The 20,925-nt window shown below is 54.6% G+C and carries 19 protein-coding genes; 8 read left to right on the forward strand and 11 right to left on the reverse strand.

Annotated elements, in window-relative coordinates; all coding sequences use genetic code 11:
- Positions 1–115: 115 nt before the first annotated feature.
- The gene (locus MKY12_RS16845; RefSeq protein WP_036724591.1) at positions 116–712 is read right to left on the reverse strand and encodes a metalloregulator ArsR/SmtB family transcription factor; all 597 of its coding nucleotides are present in this window, start codon (positions 710–712) and stop codon (positions 116–118) included.
- Between the two features lie 199 nt (positions 713–911).
- On the opposite strand from MKY12_RS16845, the gene MKY12_RS16850 reads away from it, so the two are divergent.
- Positions 912–1,898, forward strand: a complete 987-nt coding sequence (locus MKY12_RS16850; RefSeq protein WP_339310029.1) for a YpdA family putative bacillithiol disulfide reductase — start codon at positions 912–914, stop codon at positions 1,896–1,898.
- Between the two features lie 21 nt (positions 1,899–1,919).
- Positions 1,920–2,363 (forward strand): DUF441 domain-containing protein, encoded by a 444-nt coding sequence (locus tag MKY12_RS16855; RefSeq protein ID WP_036724588.1) that lies wholly within the window; start codon positions 1,920–1,922, stop codon positions 2,361–2,363.
- Between the two features lie 105 nt (positions 2,364–2,468).
- Here the strand turns inward: MKY12_RS16855 and MKY12_RS16860 are convergent, their stop codons facing one another.
- Entirely contained in the window at positions 2,469–4,217 is a 1,749-nt protein-coding gene (locus tag MKY12_RS16860; protein WP_339248944.1) for an ABC transporter ATP-binding protein, read from the reverse strand.
- 119 nt (positions 4,218–4,336) lie between these two features.
- On the opposite strand from MKY12_RS16860, the gene MKY12_RS16865 reads away from it, so the two are divergent.
- Positions 4,337–4,852 (forward strand): ADP-heptose synthase, encoded by a 516-nt coding sequence (locus tag MKY12_RS16865; RefSeq protein WP_076085194.1) that lies wholly within the window; start codon positions 4,337–4,339, stop codon positions 4,850–4,852.
- Between the two features lie 133 nt (positions 4,853–4,985).
- Here MKY12_RS16865 and MKY12_RS16870 read toward each other — a convergent pair whose 3' ends face one another.
- Positions 4,986–5,288, reverse strand: a complete 303-nt coding sequence (locus MKY12_RS16870) for a hypothetical protein (protein ID WP_339310032.1) — start codon at positions 5,286–5,288, stop codon at positions 4,986–4,988.
- Positions 5,289–5,807: 519 nt separating this feature from the next.
- Here MKY12_RS16870 and MKY12_RS16875 point away from each other — a divergent pair.
- The 3 genes from MKY12_RS16875 to MKY12_RS16885 all read left to right on the forward strand — a co-directional run bounded on the left by MKY12_RS16875 (position 5,808) and on the right by MKY12_RS16885 (position 11,175).
- Positions 5,808–7,556 (forward strand): ABC transporter transmembrane domain-containing protein, encoded by a 1,749-nt coding sequence (locus MKY12_RS16875; RefSeq protein ID WP_339310034.1) that lies wholly within the window; start codon positions 5,808–5,810, stop codon positions 7,554–7,556.
- Positions 7,557–7,578: 22 nt separating this feature from the next.
- Positions 7,579–9,672, forward strand: a complete 2,094-nt coding sequence (locus tag MKY12_RS16880; RefSeq protein WP_339310036.1) for an ABC transporter ATP-binding protein — start codon at positions 7,579–7,581, stop codon at positions 9,670–9,672.
- 183 nt (positions 9,673–9,855) lie between these two features.
- Entirely contained in the window at positions 9,856–11,175 is a 1,320-nt protein-coding gene (locus MKY12_RS16885; protein WP_339310038.1) for a winged helix DNA-binding domain-containing protein, read from the forward strand.
- A gap of 327 nt (positions 11,176–11,502) precedes the next feature.
- Here the strand turns inward: MKY12_RS16885 and MKY12_RS16890 are convergent, their stop codons facing one another.
- The 5 genes from MKY12_RS16890 to MKY12_RS16910 all read right to left on the reverse strand — a co-directional run bounded on the left by MKY12_RS16890 (position 11,503) and on the right by MKY12_RS16910 (position 15,415).
- Positions 11,503–11,967: a hypothetical protein gene (locus tag MKY12_RS16890; protein ID WP_339310040.1), complete on the reverse strand. Its 465-nt coding sequence runs from the start codon at positions 11,965–11,967 to the stop codon at positions 11,503–11,505.
- A 146-nt stretch (positions 11,968–12,113) separates the two neighbouring features.
- The gene (locus tag MKY12_RS16895) at positions 12,114–12,800 is read right to left on the reverse strand and encodes a hypothetical protein (protein ID WP_339310042.1); all 687 of its coding nucleotides are present in this window, start codon (positions 12,798–12,800) and stop codon (positions 12,114–12,116) included.
- 20 nt (positions 12,801–12,820) lie between these two features.
- Entirely contained in the window at positions 12,821–13,765 is a 945-nt protein-coding gene (locus tag MKY12_RS16900) for an ABC transporter ATP-binding protein (protein WP_339310044.1), read from the reverse strand.
- Positions 13,766–13,970: 205 nt separating this feature from the next.
- Entirely contained in the window at positions 13,971–14,318 is a 348-nt protein-coding gene (locus MKY12_RS16905; RefSeq protein ID WP_036699084.1) for a four-helix bundle copper-binding protein, read from the reverse strand.
- Between the two features lie 95 nt (positions 14,319–14,413).
- Positions 14,414–15,415 carry a GTP-binding protein gene (locus tag MKY12_RS16910; RefSeq protein WP_339310046.1) on the reverse strand — a complete coding sequence of 334 codons (1,002 nt, stop codon included), beginning with the start codon at positions 15,413–15,415 and terminating at the stop codon, positions 14,414–14,416.
- Between the two features lie 185 nt (positions 15,416–15,600).
- On the opposite strand from MKY12_RS16910, the gene MKY12_RS16915 reads away from it, so the two are divergent.
- Entirely contained in the window at positions 15,601–16,116 is a 516-nt protein-coding gene (locus tag MKY12_RS16915) for a MogA/MoaB family molybdenum cofactor biosynthesis protein (protein WP_143803890.1), read from the forward strand.
- Between the two features lie 109 nt (positions 16,117–16,225).
- Positions 16,226–16,441 carry a hypothetical protein gene (locus tag MKY12_RS16920; protein WP_081751113.1) on the forward strand — a complete coding sequence of 72 codons (216 nt, stop codon included), beginning with the start codon at positions 16,226–16,228 and terminating at the stop codon, positions 16,439–16,441.
- A gap of 105 nt (positions 16,442–16,546) precedes the next feature.
- Here the strand turns inward: MKY12_RS16920 and MKY12_RS16925 are convergent, their stop codons facing one another.
- The 3 genes from MKY12_RS16925 to MKY12_RS16935 form a co-directional block, all read right to left on the reverse strand.
- Positions 16,547–17,146 carry a DUF1349 domain-containing protein gene (locus tag MKY12_RS16925; RefSeq protein ID WP_339310049.1) on the reverse strand — a complete coding sequence of 200 codons (600 nt, stop codon included), beginning with the start codon at positions 17,144–17,146 and terminating at the stop codon, positions 16,547–16,549.
- A complete protein-coding gene (locus MKY12_RS16930) occupies positions 17,146–18,357 on the reverse strand; it encodes an MFS transporter (RefSeq protein ID WP_339310050.1) in 1,212 nt (403 codons plus the stop codon). Before MKY12_RS16930 ends, MKY12_RS16925 begins: the two co-directional genes overlap by 1 nt.
- 244 nt (positions 18,358–18,601) lie before the next feature.
- Positions 18,602–20,908: a thiamine pyrophosphate-dependent enzyme gene (locus MKY12_RS16935; protein WP_209878488.1), complete on the reverse strand. Its 2,307-nt coding sequence runs from the start codon at positions 20,906–20,908 to the stop codon at positions 18,602–18,604.
- Positions 20,909–20,925 lie beyond the last annotated feature (17 nt).

Here is a 20,925-nt window from a genome sequence, read left to right on the forward strand (position 1 = left end):
AGGTCTCCTTTCGAAGCTTTTGTCAGATAACGCTTACAATACCATTTTATTCGTTAGTTGAACAATTAATCAGCAGTTTCGCACTTGTCATAAAAAATCCCCATTTATTAGATCATTATTTGACATTTTCCCAGTGAGTCCACAGCTCCGGCGGGTTAAGCTCGTACTTATCATTCTCCCGGTACATGAACTGGTGCATAATGAACTCGCGGCGGATTGTGGCATAATCATCGTGGAACGGCTTAATGAACTCGTTGATCTCTTTCTCCGAATAGACCACACCCGGCTCGAGCTTCTCCACCATATATTGCAGCGCGATTAATTTCTTCTTGTATTGTGCGGGAATCTGGCGCAGCCGTCCGTCTTTGGCAAAAAAATTACGGAGCACCGACTCCTTCAGACTGTGTTCAGGCGACTCTTCCTCCATTTCCTCCACCCCCTTTGCAAAAATAAATTTCAGCGAGGCCTCAGAGCCTGACTGGATAAACTCGGGATTCAGCTTGAAATATACAGTGTTCTTGTCTCTGCGCTCCTGAATGAGAGCAGCTTCACGCAGCTTGGCTGCATGATGGGTCACCGTAGGCTGTGACAGATTCAGTTTCTCGGCTAAGGCGTGACCATGAACCTCGCCCCGGGACAGGAGCAGAAGAATACGCAGCCGGGTGGGATCGGATAAAGCTTTGTGATAGGCGACAATTTTGTCTAACTGCAAGCGGGATCACGCTCCTACGGATATTCGTCAGGCAGTCTGGGGGAACTGCCATTTCATACTTTAGATATATATCTAATTATATACCCATCTTGACATCTGATCAATCCCCAATTTGCGGAATTCGCCGGCCATGGCAAAAAACAAAAATATAAGGTACCATTTACTGAATAGAATACTACCTTAGGAGGACATAGATATTATGCTAGACGTTATTATTATCGGCGCCGGTCCCTGCGGACTGTCTGCAGCCATCGAATGCCAGCGCCAAGGGCTCTCCAGCCTGATTGTGGAAAAGAACTTCATTGTCCATTCCATCTACCTGTATCCGACCAACATGCAGTTCTTCAGCACCACCCCGCTGCTTGAGATTGGAGATGTGCCCTTCACCTCTCCGAATGACAAGCCCTACCGCCATGAGGCGCTGGTCTACTACCGCCGTGCGGCCGCGCAGCATCAGCTTGAGATTGCCGCTTATGAAGAAGCGCTGTCCGTTCTGCCGCAGGAGGATGGCAGCTTCGTTGTACATACGGTCAACAAGCGCGGTGAGGAGCAGCAGCGCTGCGCTGCGAACGTAGTCATCTCTACCGGTTACTTCGACCAGCCTAATCTGATCGGGATTCCCGGGGAGGAGTTGCCGAAGGTTACGCATTATTTTGGCGAGGCTCATCCCTATTCCGGCATGAAGGTGGCTGTAATCGGGGGCAGTAATTCAGCGGTGGACGCTGCGCTGGAGCTGCTGCGGGTAGGCGCCAAGGTGGATATGGTCTACCGGGGAAGCAGTATCTCGGACAATATCAAGCCCTGGGTGCGTCCGATCTTCGAGAGTATGGTGCAGAAGGGTAGCATAACGCTGCATCTGGAATCGCGCGTCACGGAGATCACCCCGGCCTCTGTCTTGGTAACCTCCTCTGTGAACGGGGAACCTACCGAGCTGGATAATGACTTCGTGCTGGCGATGACCGGCTTCCGTCCCAGCAGAGCCCTGCTAACCTCTGCCGGGGTGCAGATGGATGACTCTATGGATAAGCCAGCCTTTAACCCCGCTACCATGGAGAGTAATATACCGGGCATCTATGTCGCCGGGGTTATCGCTTCCGGACGGAATGCCAACGAGGTATTCATCGAGAGCGGGCGGGGGCACGGCAAGCTGATTGCCGATCATATTGTGAGTACAAGGCTTACTTAAGAGAAGGAGTGTATCCAAGCTATGGATATAACCTCGTTATTGCTGCTGGGTCTGGCAGCGCTCGGTGTCATCAGCAGTAACTCACCGATAACCATTGCAATGGTCGTTCTGCTGCTCATCCGTGTGCTGGGACTTCAGCAGGCTTTTCCCTGGCTGGAGAAATACGGGCTGACCGTCGGCATTATCATCCTGACCATCGGGGTCATGACGCCGCTGGCCAGCGGGAAGATCTCCCTCCAGACCGTCGGACAGTCGTTTCTGCACTGGAAATCCCTGGCCGCCATCGGAGTTGGCGTCCTGGTCGCTTATCTGGGCGGACGCGGAGCCATGCTCATGGGCAGCCAGCCGACCATCGTCGCCGGGCTTCTCATCGGAACCGTCCTTGGAGTGGCTCTGTTCAAAGGCGTTCCCGTGGGACCGCTGATTGCCGCCGGCATCCTGTCGCTGCTGATTGGCCGGATGTAAGCCGGTATCCACCGCAAGACCAAGGCAAGACGAAACAGGTTGCAAGCCCACCTATGCGGGTGGACTTGCAGCCTCTTTTATTGGACTAAGAATAGTATATCCGCGTTATGCATCCAGCCGCTGAACGTTGAATAGCCGGGCGTAGCTCCCCGCAAGTCCCATCAGCTCTTCATGGGTGCCGCGTTCGGTGATCTCCCCGTTCTCCAGCACGATAATCTGGTCGGCATGGGTAATCGTGGACAGCCTGTGGGCCACAATCAGCGTCGTCCGCTCAGATGCTAGGGACTGCAGCGCCTGCTGGATGAGATGCTCAGACTCCAGATCCAGCGCGGAGGTCGCTTCGTCCAGAATCAGCACCTTGGGGTCCTTCAGGAATACCCGTGCAATCGCCACGCGCTGCTTCTGTCCGCCGGACAGCTTCACACCCCGTTCCCCCACTTCGGTATCATAACCTTCCGGCAGCTGCATGATGAAGTCGTGGGCATTCGCAGACACCGCCGCCTTCATCACCTCCTCTTCCCCCGCTTCCGGGTTCCCGAACCGGATATTGTCGCGTACCGAGCCGCTGAACAGGAAATTATCCTGCAGCACCATGCCCACCGTCTGCCGCAGACTCTCCTGGGTCAGCCCGCGGATATCGTGGCCGTCCATGCGCAGGCTGCCTTCGCTGATATCGTAAAAGCGCGGGATCAGGCTGATCAGCGAGGATTTGCCGCCTCCGCTCATTCCGACAAAAGCCACCGTCTGGCCCGGAGCAATACTCAGGTTAATGTCCCGCAGCACCCACTCGTGCTCGTCGCTATACTTGAACCACACGTTGCTGAATTCGATCTTCCCGGCTGCCTTCAGCAGCGGCTTCGCGCCCGGAGCATCGACAATATCATACGGCTCATTCAGCAGCTCCAGCACACGTTCAAGCGATGCCGAAGCCTGGGTCAGCACGGTCGAGGAGTTGATCAGGCGGCGCAGCGGCGCATACATCCGGTCCAGATAGCCGAAGAAGGCCACGAAGGTCCCGAGCGTCAGATTGCCCTGGATGACCTGGTATCCCCCGTATCCGATGACAAGCAGCGGAGCAATATCGGTCAGGGTGTTGATAATCGCGAAGGTGAAGGCATTCCAACGCGTCTGCGCGAGCGCTTTTTGCAGGAACTTGCCGTTGATCTCCTCGAATTGCCGCTGGTCCACCCGCTCCATCGTGAAGCTGCGGATGACCGCAATCCCCTGAATCCGTTCATGCAGATAGCCCTGAATGACGGCAAGTGCCTGCGACCGGTCTTTGGTCAGCACCTTGAGACGCTTGTACAGCGTATTGACAGCAATCCCATATAGCGGCAGAATGGCAATCGCCACCAGCGTCAGCACCGGATTCAGATAGAGCATGAAGCCCAGCGCGAAGAGCAGGGTGAACATATCCAGCCAGACATTCATCATTCCGACCTCAACCAGGTTCTTCGACTGCTCCACATCGTTAATGAACCGGGAGATGGCCTCGCCCACCTTCGTATTCTGGTAATAACGCAGCGACAGCCGCTGCAGATGCCCGTAGAGCTTATTGCGCATATCGAAGAGGACCTTGCTTGTAATCAGCTGGGCGAAATACTGGCGGTAATACTCCACCGGCCCGCGGACAATCACGAACAGAATCAGGCCCCCGCCGATTACCGTCATCAGCTTCGAGACCCGCTCCGCTATCGTCAATGCCGGATTACCCAGCAGCTCATCAACTACATATTTGAGAATCATCGGCAGCGTCAGCGGAATGCTGAATTTGACCATCCCGATGATCAGAGTGAGCACAATCCATTTCATATACGGCCGAACAAAGGTATAATAAGATTTCCAAGGTTTCACAGCGTGTCAGGTCCTTTCCAATTCATTCTTCATCAGGGTGCAGTTGACATTTGCGCGCTGCAGTGTTTTATTATTTTTAAACAGTTACGGTTGCAGTACCGAAATTCAGGAGGATAATGATGCCCAGACAATTTGTGACGGAAGCCGTCATGATGGCGATTTACGGCCAGCTTCTCATCCCGCGGAGCCCTGTAGAATATATAGTCCCTTATACCACAATTATGGAGCTTTACGAGCTGCGGGACAGCGATGAGCCGGTGATGAGCCAGGCGGATGATGACAAGCATGTCAGACTCAGAATCCGCGAGCTGATCAACTATTTCGAGGAGCCGCTGAATGCCAAAAAGATCAACCGCTGCCTGAACGTCCCCTGGGCCAAAAGCTCCGGTATCCTCCTCGGCGGACACGCGCAGATCACCATTATCAACAGCGTTGACAATGCCTCCTACGGAGAAGCATTCGATCCGATTGAGACAGAGCTGCTGCTGGCGTCCCAGCGTGAGAAGGTGCCGATTCTGACCGACCAGTTCGAGCTGATCCAGCGCATCATCGAAGGCGGAGTTCCCGTCCAGGTGTATGACATTGATGATTTCGAGTTCGCCATGGAGGAAGAGACCTTCCGCAGCTCGCACTGATCGCGTCACCTGAGCGGCGGGCAGCTTCGTTGGCCTTGGGGCATATCCCCATGTAAAAGCCCTTGCCTCACGGCAAGGGCTTGTTCCGCATCCCCGGCAGTGCCGGGATCTGCCCTTTGCTGCAGCTCTCCCTTTATGCCACCGGCACAGGCTCATACTTATATTCGATGTCATCCTCAGCCTGGGAATAGACAATCGACAGATTGTACCCCTCCATATACCACAGATCCTGCTCTTCCATATAGAAGGTCAAGCCGCCCTCCATGAACTGCACAGCAGGACGTCCAGGCTGCTCGGTGGCAATGCCCAGCGAGAAGCCGGGATGCAGGCCTCCGCCTGAGCTGTACCGGGGAAACAACCGGATATATGCACCCTCCTGGAGGCTCAGTTCTCTTTTGAACCAGGCGGCTGCTTCCGGACTAATTAATATGTTCATCTCTCCACTCCTCCCCTCTACCCCAATCATACCCAAAAAACTTCAATTCACCAAATCGAAGCGGTATTACGGCAACATGCCGTCTCCGCCACAAAATTAAATTTGACAATTCTTAAAGTGTGATGATAAACTCGGAACATAACGAAACGTCTTCAAGTTATTACCAAAATGAAGAAAGGGTGATCTCGGTGTTTAACATTGATATGGTATACCTCGCCACTATTGTAGAAAACTATACCCAACTGAATACCGAAGCAGCCCGAGCAGTGGAGAATTCCTGAGGTTCATGCGTATTATGCGTAACGTATGAGAACAGGCTTAACTTATCTCTCACATGTCTCTGTGCTGCTTATAGCACCGTGGACATGATAACCGCAATTACAGGCGTATCATCCGTTTTCGGATGGTACGCTTTTTCGCGTGCTGTGAGAGTGTGATCCGCTGCCCAAGTGTCTATGAATGTTCCGTTAACCAAGCCAACTTAGTAATTACTCCAAGCACGAAAGGAAGGGATTCATCTTGTTCTCCGTACTCCGAAATCTCGGCTGGTTCTTCCGCCGGGAAAAAAGGCGCTATACTATAGGCCTTATTCTTCTTATCGTGGTAGGTGTGCTCGAACTGCTGCCTCCACGCCTGCTGGGCAACGCCATTGACGAAATCGTCACCGGTGCCATCACTGCAGGTTCACTGATGAAATACATTGGCCTGATCGTACTTATGCTGCTGATCATTTACTGGATCACCTACATATGGATGCATAAGCTGTTCGGGGGTTCGAATCTGGTGGAGCGCCTGCTGCGCTCGCGGTTCATGAATCATCTCATGACGATGACCCCCGCCTTCTTCGAGCGTAACCGCACCGGCGATCTGATGGCCCGGGCCACCAACGATATCCGCGCCGTCTCCGCAACCGTAGGCTTCGGGATGCTCACTCTTGTCGACTCCACCGTATATCTCACGGTCGTCCTGTTCGCCATGGGGTTCCTGGTCAGCTGGAAGCTGACACTGGCTGCGGTCATCCCGCTTCCGATGATTGCGGTAGCCATGGTGTTCTACGGCAAAGCGATCCACGACCGCTACAGTCTGGCGCAGGATGCCTTCGGCGACATGAATGACCAGGTACTGGAATCCGTATCGGGTATCCGCGTCATCCGCGCTTATGTGCAGGAGCGGCACGATGAGAAGCGCTTCTCTGACATTACAGATGATGTGTACCGCAAAAATATGGCGGTCGCCCGGGTCGATGCTTTCTTCGAGCCGACGATCCGCTTGTTCGTGGGTCTAAGCTATATCATTGCCCTGACCTACGGAATCTATCTCGTATTCCGCAATCAGATTACGCTCGGCGACCTGGTGTCGTTCAACATGTACCTCGGGATGATCGTGTGGCCGATGTTCGCGATCGGCGAGCTGATTAATATCATGCAGCGCGGCGGCGCTTCACTGGAGCGGATCGACGAGACGCTGAATGCGAAGCCTGATGTCAAGGATGTGCCTCAGCCTGTTAAGGTAGCCCAGCCGACCACCATCGAGCTGAAGAATGTGACCTTCCGGTATCCGACCTCTACCATCGATAATCTCAGCGGAGTCAGCTTATCCCTCTCCCAAGGCCAGACGCTTGGCGTGGTCGGACGGACCGGCAGCGGCAAATCGACGCTGCTGAAGCAGCTGCTGCATGAATACCCGGCGGGCACAGGCGAGATTCTGATCTCCGGTGTGCCGATCACCCAGATCGCCCTCGACCAGCTTCATAGCTGGATGGGCTACGTGCCGCAGGAGCAGATCCTGTTCTCTAAGTCGGTTCGCGAGAATATCCAGTTCGGATACTCCGGGGCCAGCGACGAGCGGATCATGCAGGCGATTACCGCCGCCGCTTTCCAGAATGACCTCGGTACCTTGTCCGACGGGCTGGATACAATGGTTGGCGAGCGCGGCGTCTCCCTCTCCGGCGGGCAGAAGCAGCGGGTCTCCATCTCACGCGCCTTCATCGCAAATCCTGATATTCTGATTCTGGATGACGCCTTGTCTGCTGTGGACGCGCGGACAGAAGCGAAGATCATCGAGAACATCCGCGAGGAGCGCAGCGGCAAAACCACGCTCATCTCCACCCACCGCCTCTCGGCGATTGAGCATGCCGATCTGATCGTTGTTCTCGAAGACGGGCATATTACAGAGCAGGGTACGCACCAGGAGCTGCTGGAGCTGAACGGCTGGTACCGTGAGCAGTTCGACCGCCAGCAGGTCGAGAATAATCTGACGAATGAATAACCCCATACAGGAGGTGTCACCGTTGACACAGAGTACAGGCAAACGTCTGCTGCAATATGCACTGACCGCCAAAAAGACCTTCATCGCCGCCCTTCTGCTCCTGACCATCGGAGTAGCGGCTGAGCTGGCGGGGCCTTTTATCGCCAAGAGCATGATTGATAATCATCTGCTTGCGATTGAGAAGCCCTATTTCCAGACAGCCTCACCGGAAGGTGCCGCTGAATATAACAACACTTATTACAAACGCGGTGACAAATTTGCCGCTGACGAAACCAAGGGCCAGGAGGTCCGCCTGCTTCAGGCGGGCAGAAGCTTCTACTTCATCAATGAAGCGGTAGCGAAGGCCGAAGGCGAGCGCAGCTTCGCGGACGGGAAGCTCCAGATTAAGTACGGTGAGCAGACGACGGCTTATCCGGCCGTCAAGCTGTCGGCGGGTGATCTGTTTTCCTTTTACAAGCCGGAGCTTCCTGGTATCTATCAGTTAGTCGCTCTATACGCCATGTTCCTTGTGATCTCCATTATTGCTGAGTTCGGCAAAACCTACTGGCTGCAATCGTCTGCCAATCAGGTCATCCGCAAGCTGCGGACCGATGTCTATGCCCATATCCAGCGCCTGCCGGTCTATTTCTTCGATAATCTGCCTGCCGGTAAGGTAGTGTCCCGGGTTACCAACGATACGGAAGCAGTCAAGGATCTCTTCATTGCCGTGTTATCCAACTTCGCTACAGGAATCATTAATATCACCGGTGTCTATGTGGCCCTCTTCCTGCTCGATGTGAAGCTGGGACTGGTCAGCTTGTTCATCGTGCCGATTATTATTCTCTGGATCGTGCTGTACCGCAAAATCGCTACCAAATACAACACGATCATCCGGTCGCGGCTCAGTGAGATTAATGCCATTATCAACGAATCGATTCAGGGGATGTCGATCATCCGGATTTTTCGCCGCCAGAAGCAGAGTAGCGCTGAATTCGAGCAGCTCAATGACGACTATCTGAAATATCAGAACAAAATGCTCAACCTGAACGCCTTCACCTCCCACAACCTGGTGAACTCGCTGCGCAGCCTCTCCTTCGTACTGGTGCTGTGGTACTTCGGCTTCGGCAGCCTGGACGGGTCGACCTTCGTATCGCTTGGTGTCCTGTATGCCTTCGTCGATGTGCTGGGCCGGATGTTCCAGCCGATTACGGGGATGGTCAACCAGCTGGCGAATCTGGACAGCTCGATGGTCTCTGCCGGCCGCGTGTTCACGCTGATGGATGAGCCTGGAGAGCCCGTCACTGACGGATCGATGCCGCGTTACAAGGGAAATGTCGTGTTCAAGGATGTCTCCTTTGCTTATAAAAAGGACTTCGTCCTGCGCGATATCTCCTTCGAAGCGCGCCCGGGAGAGACCGTCGCCCTTGTGGGCCATACCGGCTCCGGCAAAAGCTCCATCATTAACCTGCTGTTCCGCTTCTATGATCCACAGCAAGGAAGCATAACGATCGACGGGCAGAAGGTCAAGGATCTGCCGAAGCAATGGCTGCGCAGTCATATGGGCATCGTGCTTCAGGACCCGTACCTCTTCACCGGAACTATTGCCTCCAATGTCAGTCTGGGTGACGAGCGGATCTCTAGAGAGCGTGTCGAACGCGCCTTGCGTGAGGTAGGGGCTGATAAACTGCTGGCTCATCTGCCGCAAGGCTTCGATGAACCGGTGATTGAGAAGGGCAGCACCCTGTCCGCCGGACAGCGGCAGCTGATCTCCTTCGCCAGAGCCTTATCCTTCGATCCGGCGATCCTGATTCTGGATGAAGCAACGTCCAACATCGATACCGAGACTGAGAGCATTATCCAGCAGGCGCTGGAGGTGCTGAAGAAAGGCCGAACCACCTTCATCATCGCCCACCGGCTGTCGACCATCCGCAGTGCGGACCAGATTCTGGTGCTGCACCGGGGCCAGATTGTCGAACGCGGCAGCCATGATGAGCTGATGGCGCAGGGTGGAAGGTACTTCCGCATGTATCAGCTTCAGTTGGGTGCAGGAGCCGGGAACGGCTCAGGCGAGCCGGCTCCCCTATCCGAGGGCCATGCTTCTTCCGCTGTACTCCGTCCATCGCTGGAACAGCTCTAATCCAGTTGCTTAGGGCAGGCTGCTTAAGTCCGCGTGCGGGCAAGCGCTTGTACCGCTCAGATCGTTAATAATTCGTAACAAGAACACCCCTTGATGCTTACAGGCGTCAGGGGGTGTCTTATACTTGATATCAGAACATTTGTTCTGTATAATGAAGCAATACATATTATGGGTGAGGTGAAGATGATGATAACCTACAGTCTTAGCAAGCGGCAAGCCCGGCTGTTCCTGCTGCGCCATCAGCGGCTCGTCCCGGACGGATTGCCCGGCGGCAAGCAGAGCATCTATGACTTCGTCCGGCATGTAGGCTGTATCCAGTATGATCCGCTCAGCATAGCCGGACATAATCACGAGCTGGTGCTTCAGGCGAGAATCCCCGGCTTCGTGCCCGAGATGGCCAATGAGCTGCTATATAAGGACAGGCTGCTGATTGACGGCTGGGATAAGAACATGTCGATCTACTGCACGGAAGACTGGCCGTATTTCCAGCGCCGCCGGGAAGCTGCCGCCAGGCATCAGCATAACGAGGCCATGGCGGGCATGATTACCCATGTCCGTGCGGAGCTGGATGCACGAGGGCCACTCTCGTCACTGGACCTGGAGAGTACGGAGAAGATCGACTGGTCCTGGGCTCCGGCAAGACTCTCCCGGGCCGCCATGGAGAGCATGTACTTCTGGGGCGAGCTATCCATCCATCACCGGGTGCACACCCGGCGTTATTACGACTACACGGCCAAGCTGCTGCCTCCTGAACTGCTAGGCGCAAGCGATCCTAACGAGACGTTGGAGCAGCATCACGATTGGTATGTGCTGCGCCGGATCGGCAGCATCGGCCTGCAATGGAACCGGTCCGGGGACGGCTGGCTTGGCATCGCAGGCCTGAAGAGCAAGGAACGGACAGCGTCCGTGCAGCGGCTGCTGCAGAAGGACCTGCTCCGCGAGGTACAGGTGGACGGCCTGAAGCTGCCGCTATACATCCGCACAGCAGACGTCCCTGAGCTTGAAGCTATATTGCTTCAGGATGATACTGCGGGTGTGAATGAATCCACAGCCGGGCCACAGGCTGGTAATGAGGGTGGGGCCGGTCGTGCTGGAGGAGCAGCCTCCTTCGCGGCGGCACTGGCTCCGCTGGACAATCTGCTGTGGGACAGAGAGCTGATCCTCCAGCTATTCGGCTTTCAATACCGCTGGGAGGTCTACAAGCCTGTGCTCGAGCGGGAATACGGGTACTATGTCCTCCCACTCCTCTACGGCGACCGCTTCATCGGTCGGCTGGAACCGGTGATGAACAAGAAGACCGGCGTACTAACCATCGTGCGCTGGTGGTGGGAGGCCGGAGAGGCGCTTGAACGCTCAATGCTCCCCGCTCTCACCAGGGCCTTCTCTTCACTGCAACACTCGACCGGAGCCTCCTCAATCCGCTTCGCGCCGGATGTCGTTCAATCTTGCGGGCTGCAGGAGCTGGAGGAGGCCCTGTCTGCCAATGCGGTAAAAACAAATTAATCCGATTATCTGATAACCCTCCGGGCGGAGGATGGAAGGACTTATGCGGTCGTCCGCCCACCTCTGGGGCAATCGGCGAATTCAGGGGCACTAGTGCCCCTCATTTGGACGTTTGGCTCGTATTCGCTGAATTCAGGGGCACTTCTACCCCTCGCGGCTCTCCGTCAGCCCACATAACGCCTCTCCAGCACATTGTATTCGGTTTTCCGCATACATCCGGCCCAATATTACGCTCAGCTCGTATAACCAAAGAAAACTCCCGCTTTCGCAGTCTTACTGCGAAAGCGGGAGTCTTCTTGTAAGTGTAACTATATTTCATTGATTACCTTATTGGATATGCTCTTCCTCAAGGCCAAGCTTGCTGTACATCTCAGTACAATAGCCCTGCAGCTTAATCTCCAGCCGGCTCGCCTTGTTCTTGAAGCGTTTCAGTTCACGGATCATATGGGCCCGGCCGGCCGGGGTGAAGGTCTCTTGAATCCGTTCCTTGAAGTAATCATGGACAATATGATTGCGTTCCTTCCATACGGCCTGCAATTGACTCGTCTCTTCCTCAGAGAAGGGGAAGTGATGCTGGATTTCTTTGATGAGTTGGCCGAGTGAATTGCTAAGCTTGCGTTGATACAATTCTGCGATTTCGGCGTCAGTTGGCGTCTTGCCCCGCGACAGCTTCGTCAGCAGCAGCAGATTCGTTAATTGCTGCTCCAGCGCCTGGCAATAGTAGACAGCCAGCCCGAAATAGGCAAATAGCTCTTTGGACTGTTCACTCTCCGGTATTTGTGTATCCTTCATCGTTCCTCCCGTTCTTGATCTGGTTATTTGATTTGTGTGTAGATTGAACTTTTCGTTCTATTTCGGAATGGCCGTTGCTGCGGTGAACATTTGGACTTCCGGCCACTTTTTTCAAATTGTAAATCATCAAGGTCAAAGGACACAGCTCAGTTTGTTTTGTTATAGTCCATACGGCCGGTACGGTAAATGTAGAACCCGGCAAGCAATATTATGTACGCCAACGCGTGGGCATAGGCTCCTAGCACGGAGGACACTGGCAGAGTCTCTGCATTCATCATCCTGTCCATGACCGGGTATACCGGGGGCAGGAGAATAGATACAACAGGCCCCGGCACCACATCAGCCACTTTACCGGCGCTAATAGATAGAATGAGGAGGATCAGCATCATTCCGGCCGCATATCCAGCCCGCGGTACCCACGAGGATTGCAGGTACAAGGAGAGTGTAATCCCTAATAACCCCATTAGAGCATGTCCGGCCAAACCAAGCAATATCCGCTGAAGTCCGACAGGTTCATGGAAGCTTCCGGTCAAGACGGGGTACATAACAATGATGACATCCAGCAGCAGCGTAAGCAGGACCAGGGTCAGCAGACCGCCGATACTGTAGCGGCGGGCACTGCGGAGCTGAACGATAACCACCTGCTTCTGCACCGCCTGCTCATGGTTAAGGAAGCTTAAGCCGAGCCACGCACAGGCTATGAATAGAAAGACTGCCGTAGCCGAGTAGCTGCTCATGACCGGATTAGGCTTATAGGAATAGAGAATTAATACCGCAATTATTACACCGGCAACCGGTCCGAAGAACCGCTGGGAGACTGTATAACTATGCAAAAAATAACCGATTAGCCCTTTCACCCGCGTCCACTCCCGCTCTGATCCTTGGGGTCCATCCACTCGGCCAGGTCACTTAATCCCCCGAGAGGCTTCACTGAAACTATGGAACCGCCCGCAGCAAGAATCTGCTGCAGGCAGGTATCTGACATTTTCTGTTCTACAGTCAACCCTGTACACGCTGTACCGGCGAAGTCCGGCTCCGGCAGCACTCGGATGACTCCAGGCAAGGCTTCCAGAGCCCGCTGGGCTTGTCCCGGCAGTGCTGTATAGACGATATCCACTACTGGAGCACTCTTCAGCTTCTCCGCTCCATGAATCGTCCGGATAGTCTGTCCTTCATGTAATACATATACGGTATCCGCGACAGCTTCGATGATCTGCGGTTCATGAACGGACAATACGAGTGCCGTCCCCTCCGCCTTCAGCTCCAGCAGTATTTCGATAAGCGTATCTTGTGCCGGCAGATCCAGTCCTGACATGGGCTCGTCAAGCAACAGCAGCTGCGGCCGGATGAGCAGGCTCTGGATCAGGTTGACCTTCTGCAGCATTCCCTTGGAGAAGCCTGCCAGCTTGTGACTGCGGTACGATTCGAGACTGAACAGCTGCAGCAGTTCGTTGATCCGGGACGCCGAAGCCGCTTCGGAGAGTCCGGCAATCCGGCCCATATAGCGCAGATAGTCCTCGGCGGTGAGCTTCAAGCCGGGAAATGCCTCGGGTGCATAACCTGTGGTTATCGCCCGACGGTCGCAGGTAAGATCACCGGAGGACAGCTTCAGCAGCCCCGCGAGGATGGATAACAGCGTACTCTTGCCGGACCCGTTACGGCCGATCAGAGCCGTGGCCGTTCCGGGAAGAACTGTCATCGATATTCCGGTAAGTACCGGGCGGCTTCCATAGCGCTTGCTTCCTTCGGTAATTGTAATTAGAGATGTTGCATTCGTGGCTTCCAGGCCTCCTTCCATTCGTGCATGCCTATGGGCCGCATCGAATGGCAGCCTGATTATTCTCTTATGTAACATTCGCCGGAATGGCTTTATTCTCCTTTTTATTTTCCCAGATCCATGAAATTCACATTGAAAAAACCAGAACTGTGCAGAAAAAAATCCGCACCCGCCCTGGTTCCTGTTAAGTATTCGATGCTATATATGTTAGTCCTAAAGGGTGATGTCAGGCGTAGACTTCAACAGCTTCACTGACCCTTCTGCAGGCCATGGCTGCATTGCGGCAGGTATCGATGCAATCCTGGCAATGGTTATGCTTATGACGGCTGCTTGTGTCCGCGCAGCGGTCACAGATGTCAGCACATAATTTGAGGATTTCGGCCACGAACGGGCTTCGGCGGGTCATCGCCTGTATAGCGAAGGAACAGATGTCTGCGCATTCACGGTCCAGCTGGATGCTCTCCCGCAGATCGGCCAGATCATATTCCTTGAGGCTTGAGACATAGCTATAGTTACAGGCATCCATACATTTAATCAAAGCATTAATGCATTCCTGATATTGAATTCGGGTCATAGCCTTACAACCTCCTGCAATTAGTATAGGGTATGCCTATGTATTAACCTGCAAGAATAAGAACGAACCATTCATAAGGAACTGCAGATTGCTAACTATAGGCTTCGTTTGACCGCTGCGGGTCTGGTCAGCAGACGTCTCTCCAGGCGCAGAAGCTCCCTGCGCAGCTCACCGGAGGAGAAATGCTCACCGATGAATACCGCAACATCCGGCACCTCGCCCTGGGGCGTAATTCTCATGAAATCCGCTTCTCTGTAGGCGTACTGAAACAGAAACCGGCTGGAGGTATCGGTAAAAGTTATGATCCCCTTAGCCCGGTACACATCGCGTGGCAGCTCCTTCACAAACCGTTCGAATTCCTCGCTGTTCACGGGATTCTGGAAATAATGCGTGTAAGCCATCACATGATCATGCGAAGCATGCATCGCCCCTTCAGCTCCGCCCTCCATATGCTCCCCGCCCTCAGGCCGGTCTTCCATATGAACGGCTCCCACACTGCCCAGCAGCGCTTCTGGCTCCAGTTCACAGCGTACCGCCGGCAGAATCTCCGCGTACGCATTCCACTTACGCAGCACCTCCGAGATCTCTGCAATCTCTGCGGCTTGAATGCGGTCTGTCTTGTTCAGGATCAGGACGGATGCACAGCGGATTTGCTCCTGCATCAGACGGTAGGTAGCCCCTTGCTGGGAGCGGTACAGCTCCAGCAGATGGGCGGCATCAACGACGGTAATCAGCCCCTTCAGCTCCACCTGCTGATATAGCGAAGTCTCCGTTACTGCATCCACAATCTCCAGCGGGTTGGCTGCGCCTGTAGCCTCGATGATAACTACATCCGGCGATTCTTTTTTGACCAGCGTGGTCAGCTCCGTACTTAAGTCCCCCCTGCTGGTGCAGCAGATACAGCCGCCCAGCATCTCTGCCATCGGCACAGACTGCTCCACGAGCAAGCCGTCCAGATTCACCTCACCCAGCTCGTTCATAATCACGGCCGGCCGGAGGCCCTGATGATTCCAATGATCCAAAAGACGCTGTAGTAATGTGGTCTTGCCGCTGCCGAGAAATCCCGACAAGATATATACTGGTAATGACTGTTCCAAGTTTGCTCTCTCCCTGCCTCAATCGGTTATGGTAGCGAGTGTACTACAATGACCGCCTCTGTGCAAGGCGGCCCTACCTGGTGAGGCATACATCAGCTTCCCCCGGGGAGCTTGTTATTGCCGCTTCCATCCCCTATCATGGGAAATATAAGCTGCACAGCAGATACAAAAAGGAGCTGGTTCGTATATCATCCGTCGAAGAACACCGGAGCGAAGCCCCGGATTCAGTCGCTTGCTACATCATAACGGTCTCGGATACCCGCACCATCGATACGGACACCGGAGGTCCGCTGATCCAGAGTCTGCTGGAAGCCGCCGGTTATACCGTGACCGGCCGCACCATCGTCAAGGATGATTATGAAGATATCCGGGAGCTGGTCTACAAAAGCTCCGTTCATTCCGGCATCGAAGCTGTGCTTCTGACCGGAGGGACCGGCATTTCCCCCCGTGACACCACCTATGAGGCCGTAGCCTCTCTGCTGGACAAGTCGCTGCCGGGCTTCGGGGAGATTTTCCGGCTGCTGAGCTTCACCGAAGATATCGGCTCTGCCGCCATGCTCAGCCGGGCCATTGCCGGGACAATCGGCAGTACCGCTGTCTTCTCCATGCCCGGCTCCACCGGTGCAATCAAACTGGCTATGGAACGGCTAATCCTGCCCGAGCTGCGCCATGTCATGCGCGAGATCTACAAGCGTTCGTGAGACGCAGCATGGCCGGACACCTATTTTGCCGGAATCTAGACGAATGAACAAGCAGGCTCCTGCATAACGCGTATACTGGCATAAGTCCACTGCGAAGGAGCTGAGTGTAATGAGAAATTGTCCGAAATGTCCTGCTGAAACGGTTACAGATCCTACACAGGTTGTATATGAAGATTACTATCATCCCCAGGTGGTCCAGGTGGTCCACCATGTCGAGGTCGTCAGACGCCACCACTGTGTTCCGGTCCCTCACCATATCTACACTTATTCTGTCCGGGATGAAATGTGCGGGCCTACCGCAATGGTGCGCAGCAGAAAAAGATAGTCTAGTCTGCCTCTCCCGTCTATAAGATAGTATATTGTAAAAGACAAAACCGCCGTCTGCGCGTGAAAGATACGCGCAGCGGCGGTTTTGCCTTTTCCGGGAAGTCTATACGATTGGCGGGTCTATATGAACGTCTGCATCGGGTGCTGTAGCCGCCCAGCGTGTGAAGGTGACCTGAAACCCGGCCCGCGTTGGAGCACACAGGAAGGGTCCCGCCTGGCTGCCAGTCTCATAGGGGAACCGGGCAACGCGGATAGTCCGCCAGGGATGATTCTCTGTTCGCGCTCTGAGGATTACCGCATCCTTCATCCGTGAAGCCCGCAGGGTAATCACTTCGCCCTTCCACTCGGGCACAGGGGACAATGACCAGTCAGAGTAACCGTCCGTCACGACTGCACCTATATGGGGAACACCGTCATTCAGCTCAATACCAGCTTTAATCCATTGCTCACCGCTGTGCCATAGCATAATACCTGCCTGGTCGTACAGCTCCGTGAACCCGTCCAGCGCAAAGCTGATCTCTATCGCCTCTGCCTTATCCCAAGGGGCAAGCAGCGCATGACCGTTGTCATGCTGGAAGCCGTACATCGTCTTTTCCCAGTAATCGCTGCCTTCCGCTGCATGGGCCACCAGTTGACCGTCCGCGGTGCTGCTTGACACCGGTTCATTGCTCCATGCTCCATCCTGCCATTCTATGAATCTCATTACAGGCTCACCTCTCCTTGTCGTCTGCTCATCATTCGGTTGATCACTTCAGAGCTTACTATCATCACTATTATATACCCAATCATTGCCGGCGGGAGAATCATGAAGGTGCTCCGCGCCGCCGCCCAGCCCAAGAGCGGAGGCAAGAACGCACCGCCGGTGTAGGCCAAGGCCATCTGATACCCCATAATCTTCTGCGAATGCTCCGCTCCGAACCGGGCGGGCGTCTCATGCAGCATGCAGGGGAAAATCGGTGCCGAGCCGAGGCCAATCAGAATAAAAGCAACGAGTGAACATATCGCCGGAAGCGGCAAGGCCAGCAGCAGCGCACCCGCGAGTGAGATTGCCAACCCTCCGCGAATCAGCGTACGGTTGCTGAACCGGAAGGTAATGAAGCCGGTAATCAGCCGCCCGGCCGTGATTCCGCCATAATAGAGCGAGACCCATCCGGCCGCCGTTGCCGGGGATACCTCCTTGACGTTCACCAGATAACTGCTGCCCCATAGCCCCACCGTAGCTTCCACTCCGCAATAGAACAGGAAGGTGAGCATCGCCAGCTTCACGCCCGGGATGCGAAGCACCTTGCTGCCCGCTAGGGATGCAGCAGCGGGTAGAGATTCTGCCTGCTCCGGCATCTCCTGAGGCTGCGGTCTGCTGCCCTGGCCCGCCCGCTTCCACAGCGGCAGACTGAAGAACAGTACCACGACTAACGCGAACTGAATCATGCTGACCGCGAAAAATCCCATTCTCCATGACTCGCCATTCGCAATATAACGCGACATCAGAATCGGCCCCAGCATAGCCCCTATCCCCCAGAAACAGTGCAGCCAGCTCATATGATGCGCTTTGTAATGAGTCGCCACATAATTATTCAACCCTGTATCGATCGAACCGGCCCCCAGACCCAGAGGCAAGGCCAGCAGAGCCACCCACACGACGGAAGAGGAATAAGAGAAGCCGAGCAGGGCCAGAGCGGTTACCGCCACGCTGATAAAAGTAACCATCCCCGTCCCGAGCCGCTTCAGCACCACACTGCTGGCCAAGCTTGAGATAATCGTCCCGGCGACTACTATCATCGACAGCAGTCCGGCCAGCTCGACCGGCGCCCCGAAATCCAGCCGGATAATCGGCCAGGCTGCGCCAAGCATCGAATCTGGCAGTCCCAGGCTGATGAACGCCAGATAAATAATGATTAAGAACACCGTTGCCATGTTTCCCTCCTATCCCTTCCCTTGCAGGTGAACTACACCATCGATAGAGTTGCAAGCTTCTTGAATGCAACCTTTTTCATTTGCGTTTCCCCTCGTTACTATATCACTTTGCATGATTATTTTATAATATTCTTCCGTTCTGGTTACAGCTGCAAAATAGCCCGGCAGAGTGACTCTGCCGGGCGGGTACAAACTTTAGCTATTGCTTGCTTACAAATGCTAAGACTCCAATAGACCTTACACCTTACAAGTCTGGATGCTCATGCTTCGCCTTGAGGCGGCTCCAGCGGCGCTGAACTTCACCCTCGAAGCTGCGCAGGGCCGGTTCATTCTCCGGCTTCAGCAGATGGCGGGTCTTGCCCATCGTCTTCAGCCAGGCAGATACTTCTATCCGTTTGTCCTTGTCTTCCGGGTTGTAGGTGATACTCGTAATTCCCTGCTCTACTTCATAGAGCGGGAAGAAGCAGGATTCGACAGCCAGGGAAACGATATCTGTGCCGTCCTTGTCGTCGCTCATCCAGTTCAGCGGACAGGCAATAAGAATCTTGCCGTAGACCAGACCTTCATTCTGCGCATACCACTGGGCCTTCGCCGCCTTCTTCAGCATATCCTGCGGATAAGCTTCACAGCCGGTGAAGACATAAGGAATGTTGGTAGCTGCCATAATCTGCGCTGTATCCTTGTGCTGGGTCACCTTGCCCTGCTGGGTTTTGCCGATGCTTGAGGTGGAAGTCCGGTGTCCAAGCGGTGTCGAATAGGACTGCTGCGCCCCTGTATTCATATATCCTTCGTTATCATATTCCACGATGATCATCTTGTGGCCGCGCAGCGCTGCACCGATCGCAGGTCCCATCCCGATGTCCATCCCGCCGTCGCCGGTAACCATAACGAACGTGAAGTCTTCCTTCAGCCCCAGCCCGTCAAGCTCACCGCGGCGTTTGCGTTCCCAGAACATCTCAACCACGCCGGACAGTGTAGCAGCACCATTCTGGAACAGATTGTGGATGAACGTCGATTTATGGGAGGAATACGGATAGCCGGTAGTCGTTACCATCGCGCAGCCGGTGTGGTAGAGCGCTACGATATCCCCTTCGATCCCTTTGAAGAACAGCTCCAGCCCGGAGAAAATCCCGCAGCCCGGACATGCCCCATGTCCTGGAGACAGACGTCTTGGCTTCTTCATCAGCGAACGGACCGGCGGAACTCTGACACTCAGCTTGCCGGTCTCTTCGTTCTGAGTTACCGTGATCAGGCCGGTCTTCAGCTTATCGAAGTCCATCGGCTTCAAGAGGCGCTTCGGCGCATTCTCCGGCGCCCCCGGATTGTGGCCATAGTAATCAAAAGGAATCTCTACACGGTCCGCAACAACGGCATCCATAGCCAGCTGGAAGAAGTGGTGTCCGTCTTCGGCATAGAAGTCTTTACCGCCCAGACCGTAGATCCGGCTAATCACCTTAGTCGTTGTGTTGCCGTAAGTGAACAGTGCCGCCTTAATCTCGTTCACCATGTTACCGCCGTGTCCGCCGACCGAATCGGCACGGTCACCTACAGTAATGGCTTTGACATGCTTCAGCGCTTCAGCAATCTGCTTCTGCGGGAACGGACGGATCATGTTCGGGGAGATTGCCCCTGCCTTGATTCCCTGCTCACGGAGCTGATCCACTACATCCTTAATGATCTCCGAAGCCGAGTTCATCAGGAAGACAGCAACATCGGCATCCTCCATCCGGTACTGCTCGATCATCTCATAATGGCGTCCGGTCAGCTCTGCGAATTCCTGGGCGATTTCTTCAAAGACTTCACCCGCATTGTACATCGCAACGGATTGCTGATAGCGGTTGTTGATGTAATCCGGTTCATTCATGTAAGGTCCCACAGTGACCGGATTATTACGGTCCAGCGTATCGGTGAAGCCGGCAGGCGGTTGTTCGCCAACGAACTTGTGAACATCCTCACGGTGGGCAAAAGCCTGTACCCGGCGCTTCTGGTGCGAGGTGAAGTAACCGTCAGAGGCTACCATCACCGGCAGCCGGACTTTGGCGTGTTCCGCCAGCTTCAGCGCCATCAGGTTCATATCATAGACCGACTGCGGATCACGGCACATCAGGATCGGCCAGCCGGTGTTCAGGGCGAAATACAGATCGGAATGGTCTCCGTGAATATTCAGCGGTCCTGAGATCGAACGGCAGACCAGATTCATGACCATCGGCATCCGCGTACCTGCTTGTACAGGTAATTGCTCCAGCATGAACATGTACCCTTGAGCGCTGGTTGCGTTGAACACACGGCCGCCTGCCGTCGAAGCACCGTAGCAGATCCCGGCGGAGCTGTGCTCGCCGTCGGACGGTACCAGCATAATATCGTGTTGGCCGCTGGCTTTCATCGTATCGAGGAACTGAGCCACCTCAGTCGATGGGGAGATCGGGAAATAACCCATGACATGATAGTTAATCTGATGTGCGGCATAGGCCGCCATTTCATTGCCGGACTCGTATAGGAATTTCTGCTCCACCTTGGCGGAGCCTAGTTCTTTTTCATAATCAATAGCCACAATGTATTCCACCTTTC

It is taken from the genome of Paenibacillus sp. FSL M7-0896 (genome assembly GCF_037975415.1).
Classification (GTDB): Bacteria; Bacillota; Bacilli; order Paenibacillales; family Paenibacillaceae; genus Paenibacillus_AQ; species Paenibacillus_AQ silagei.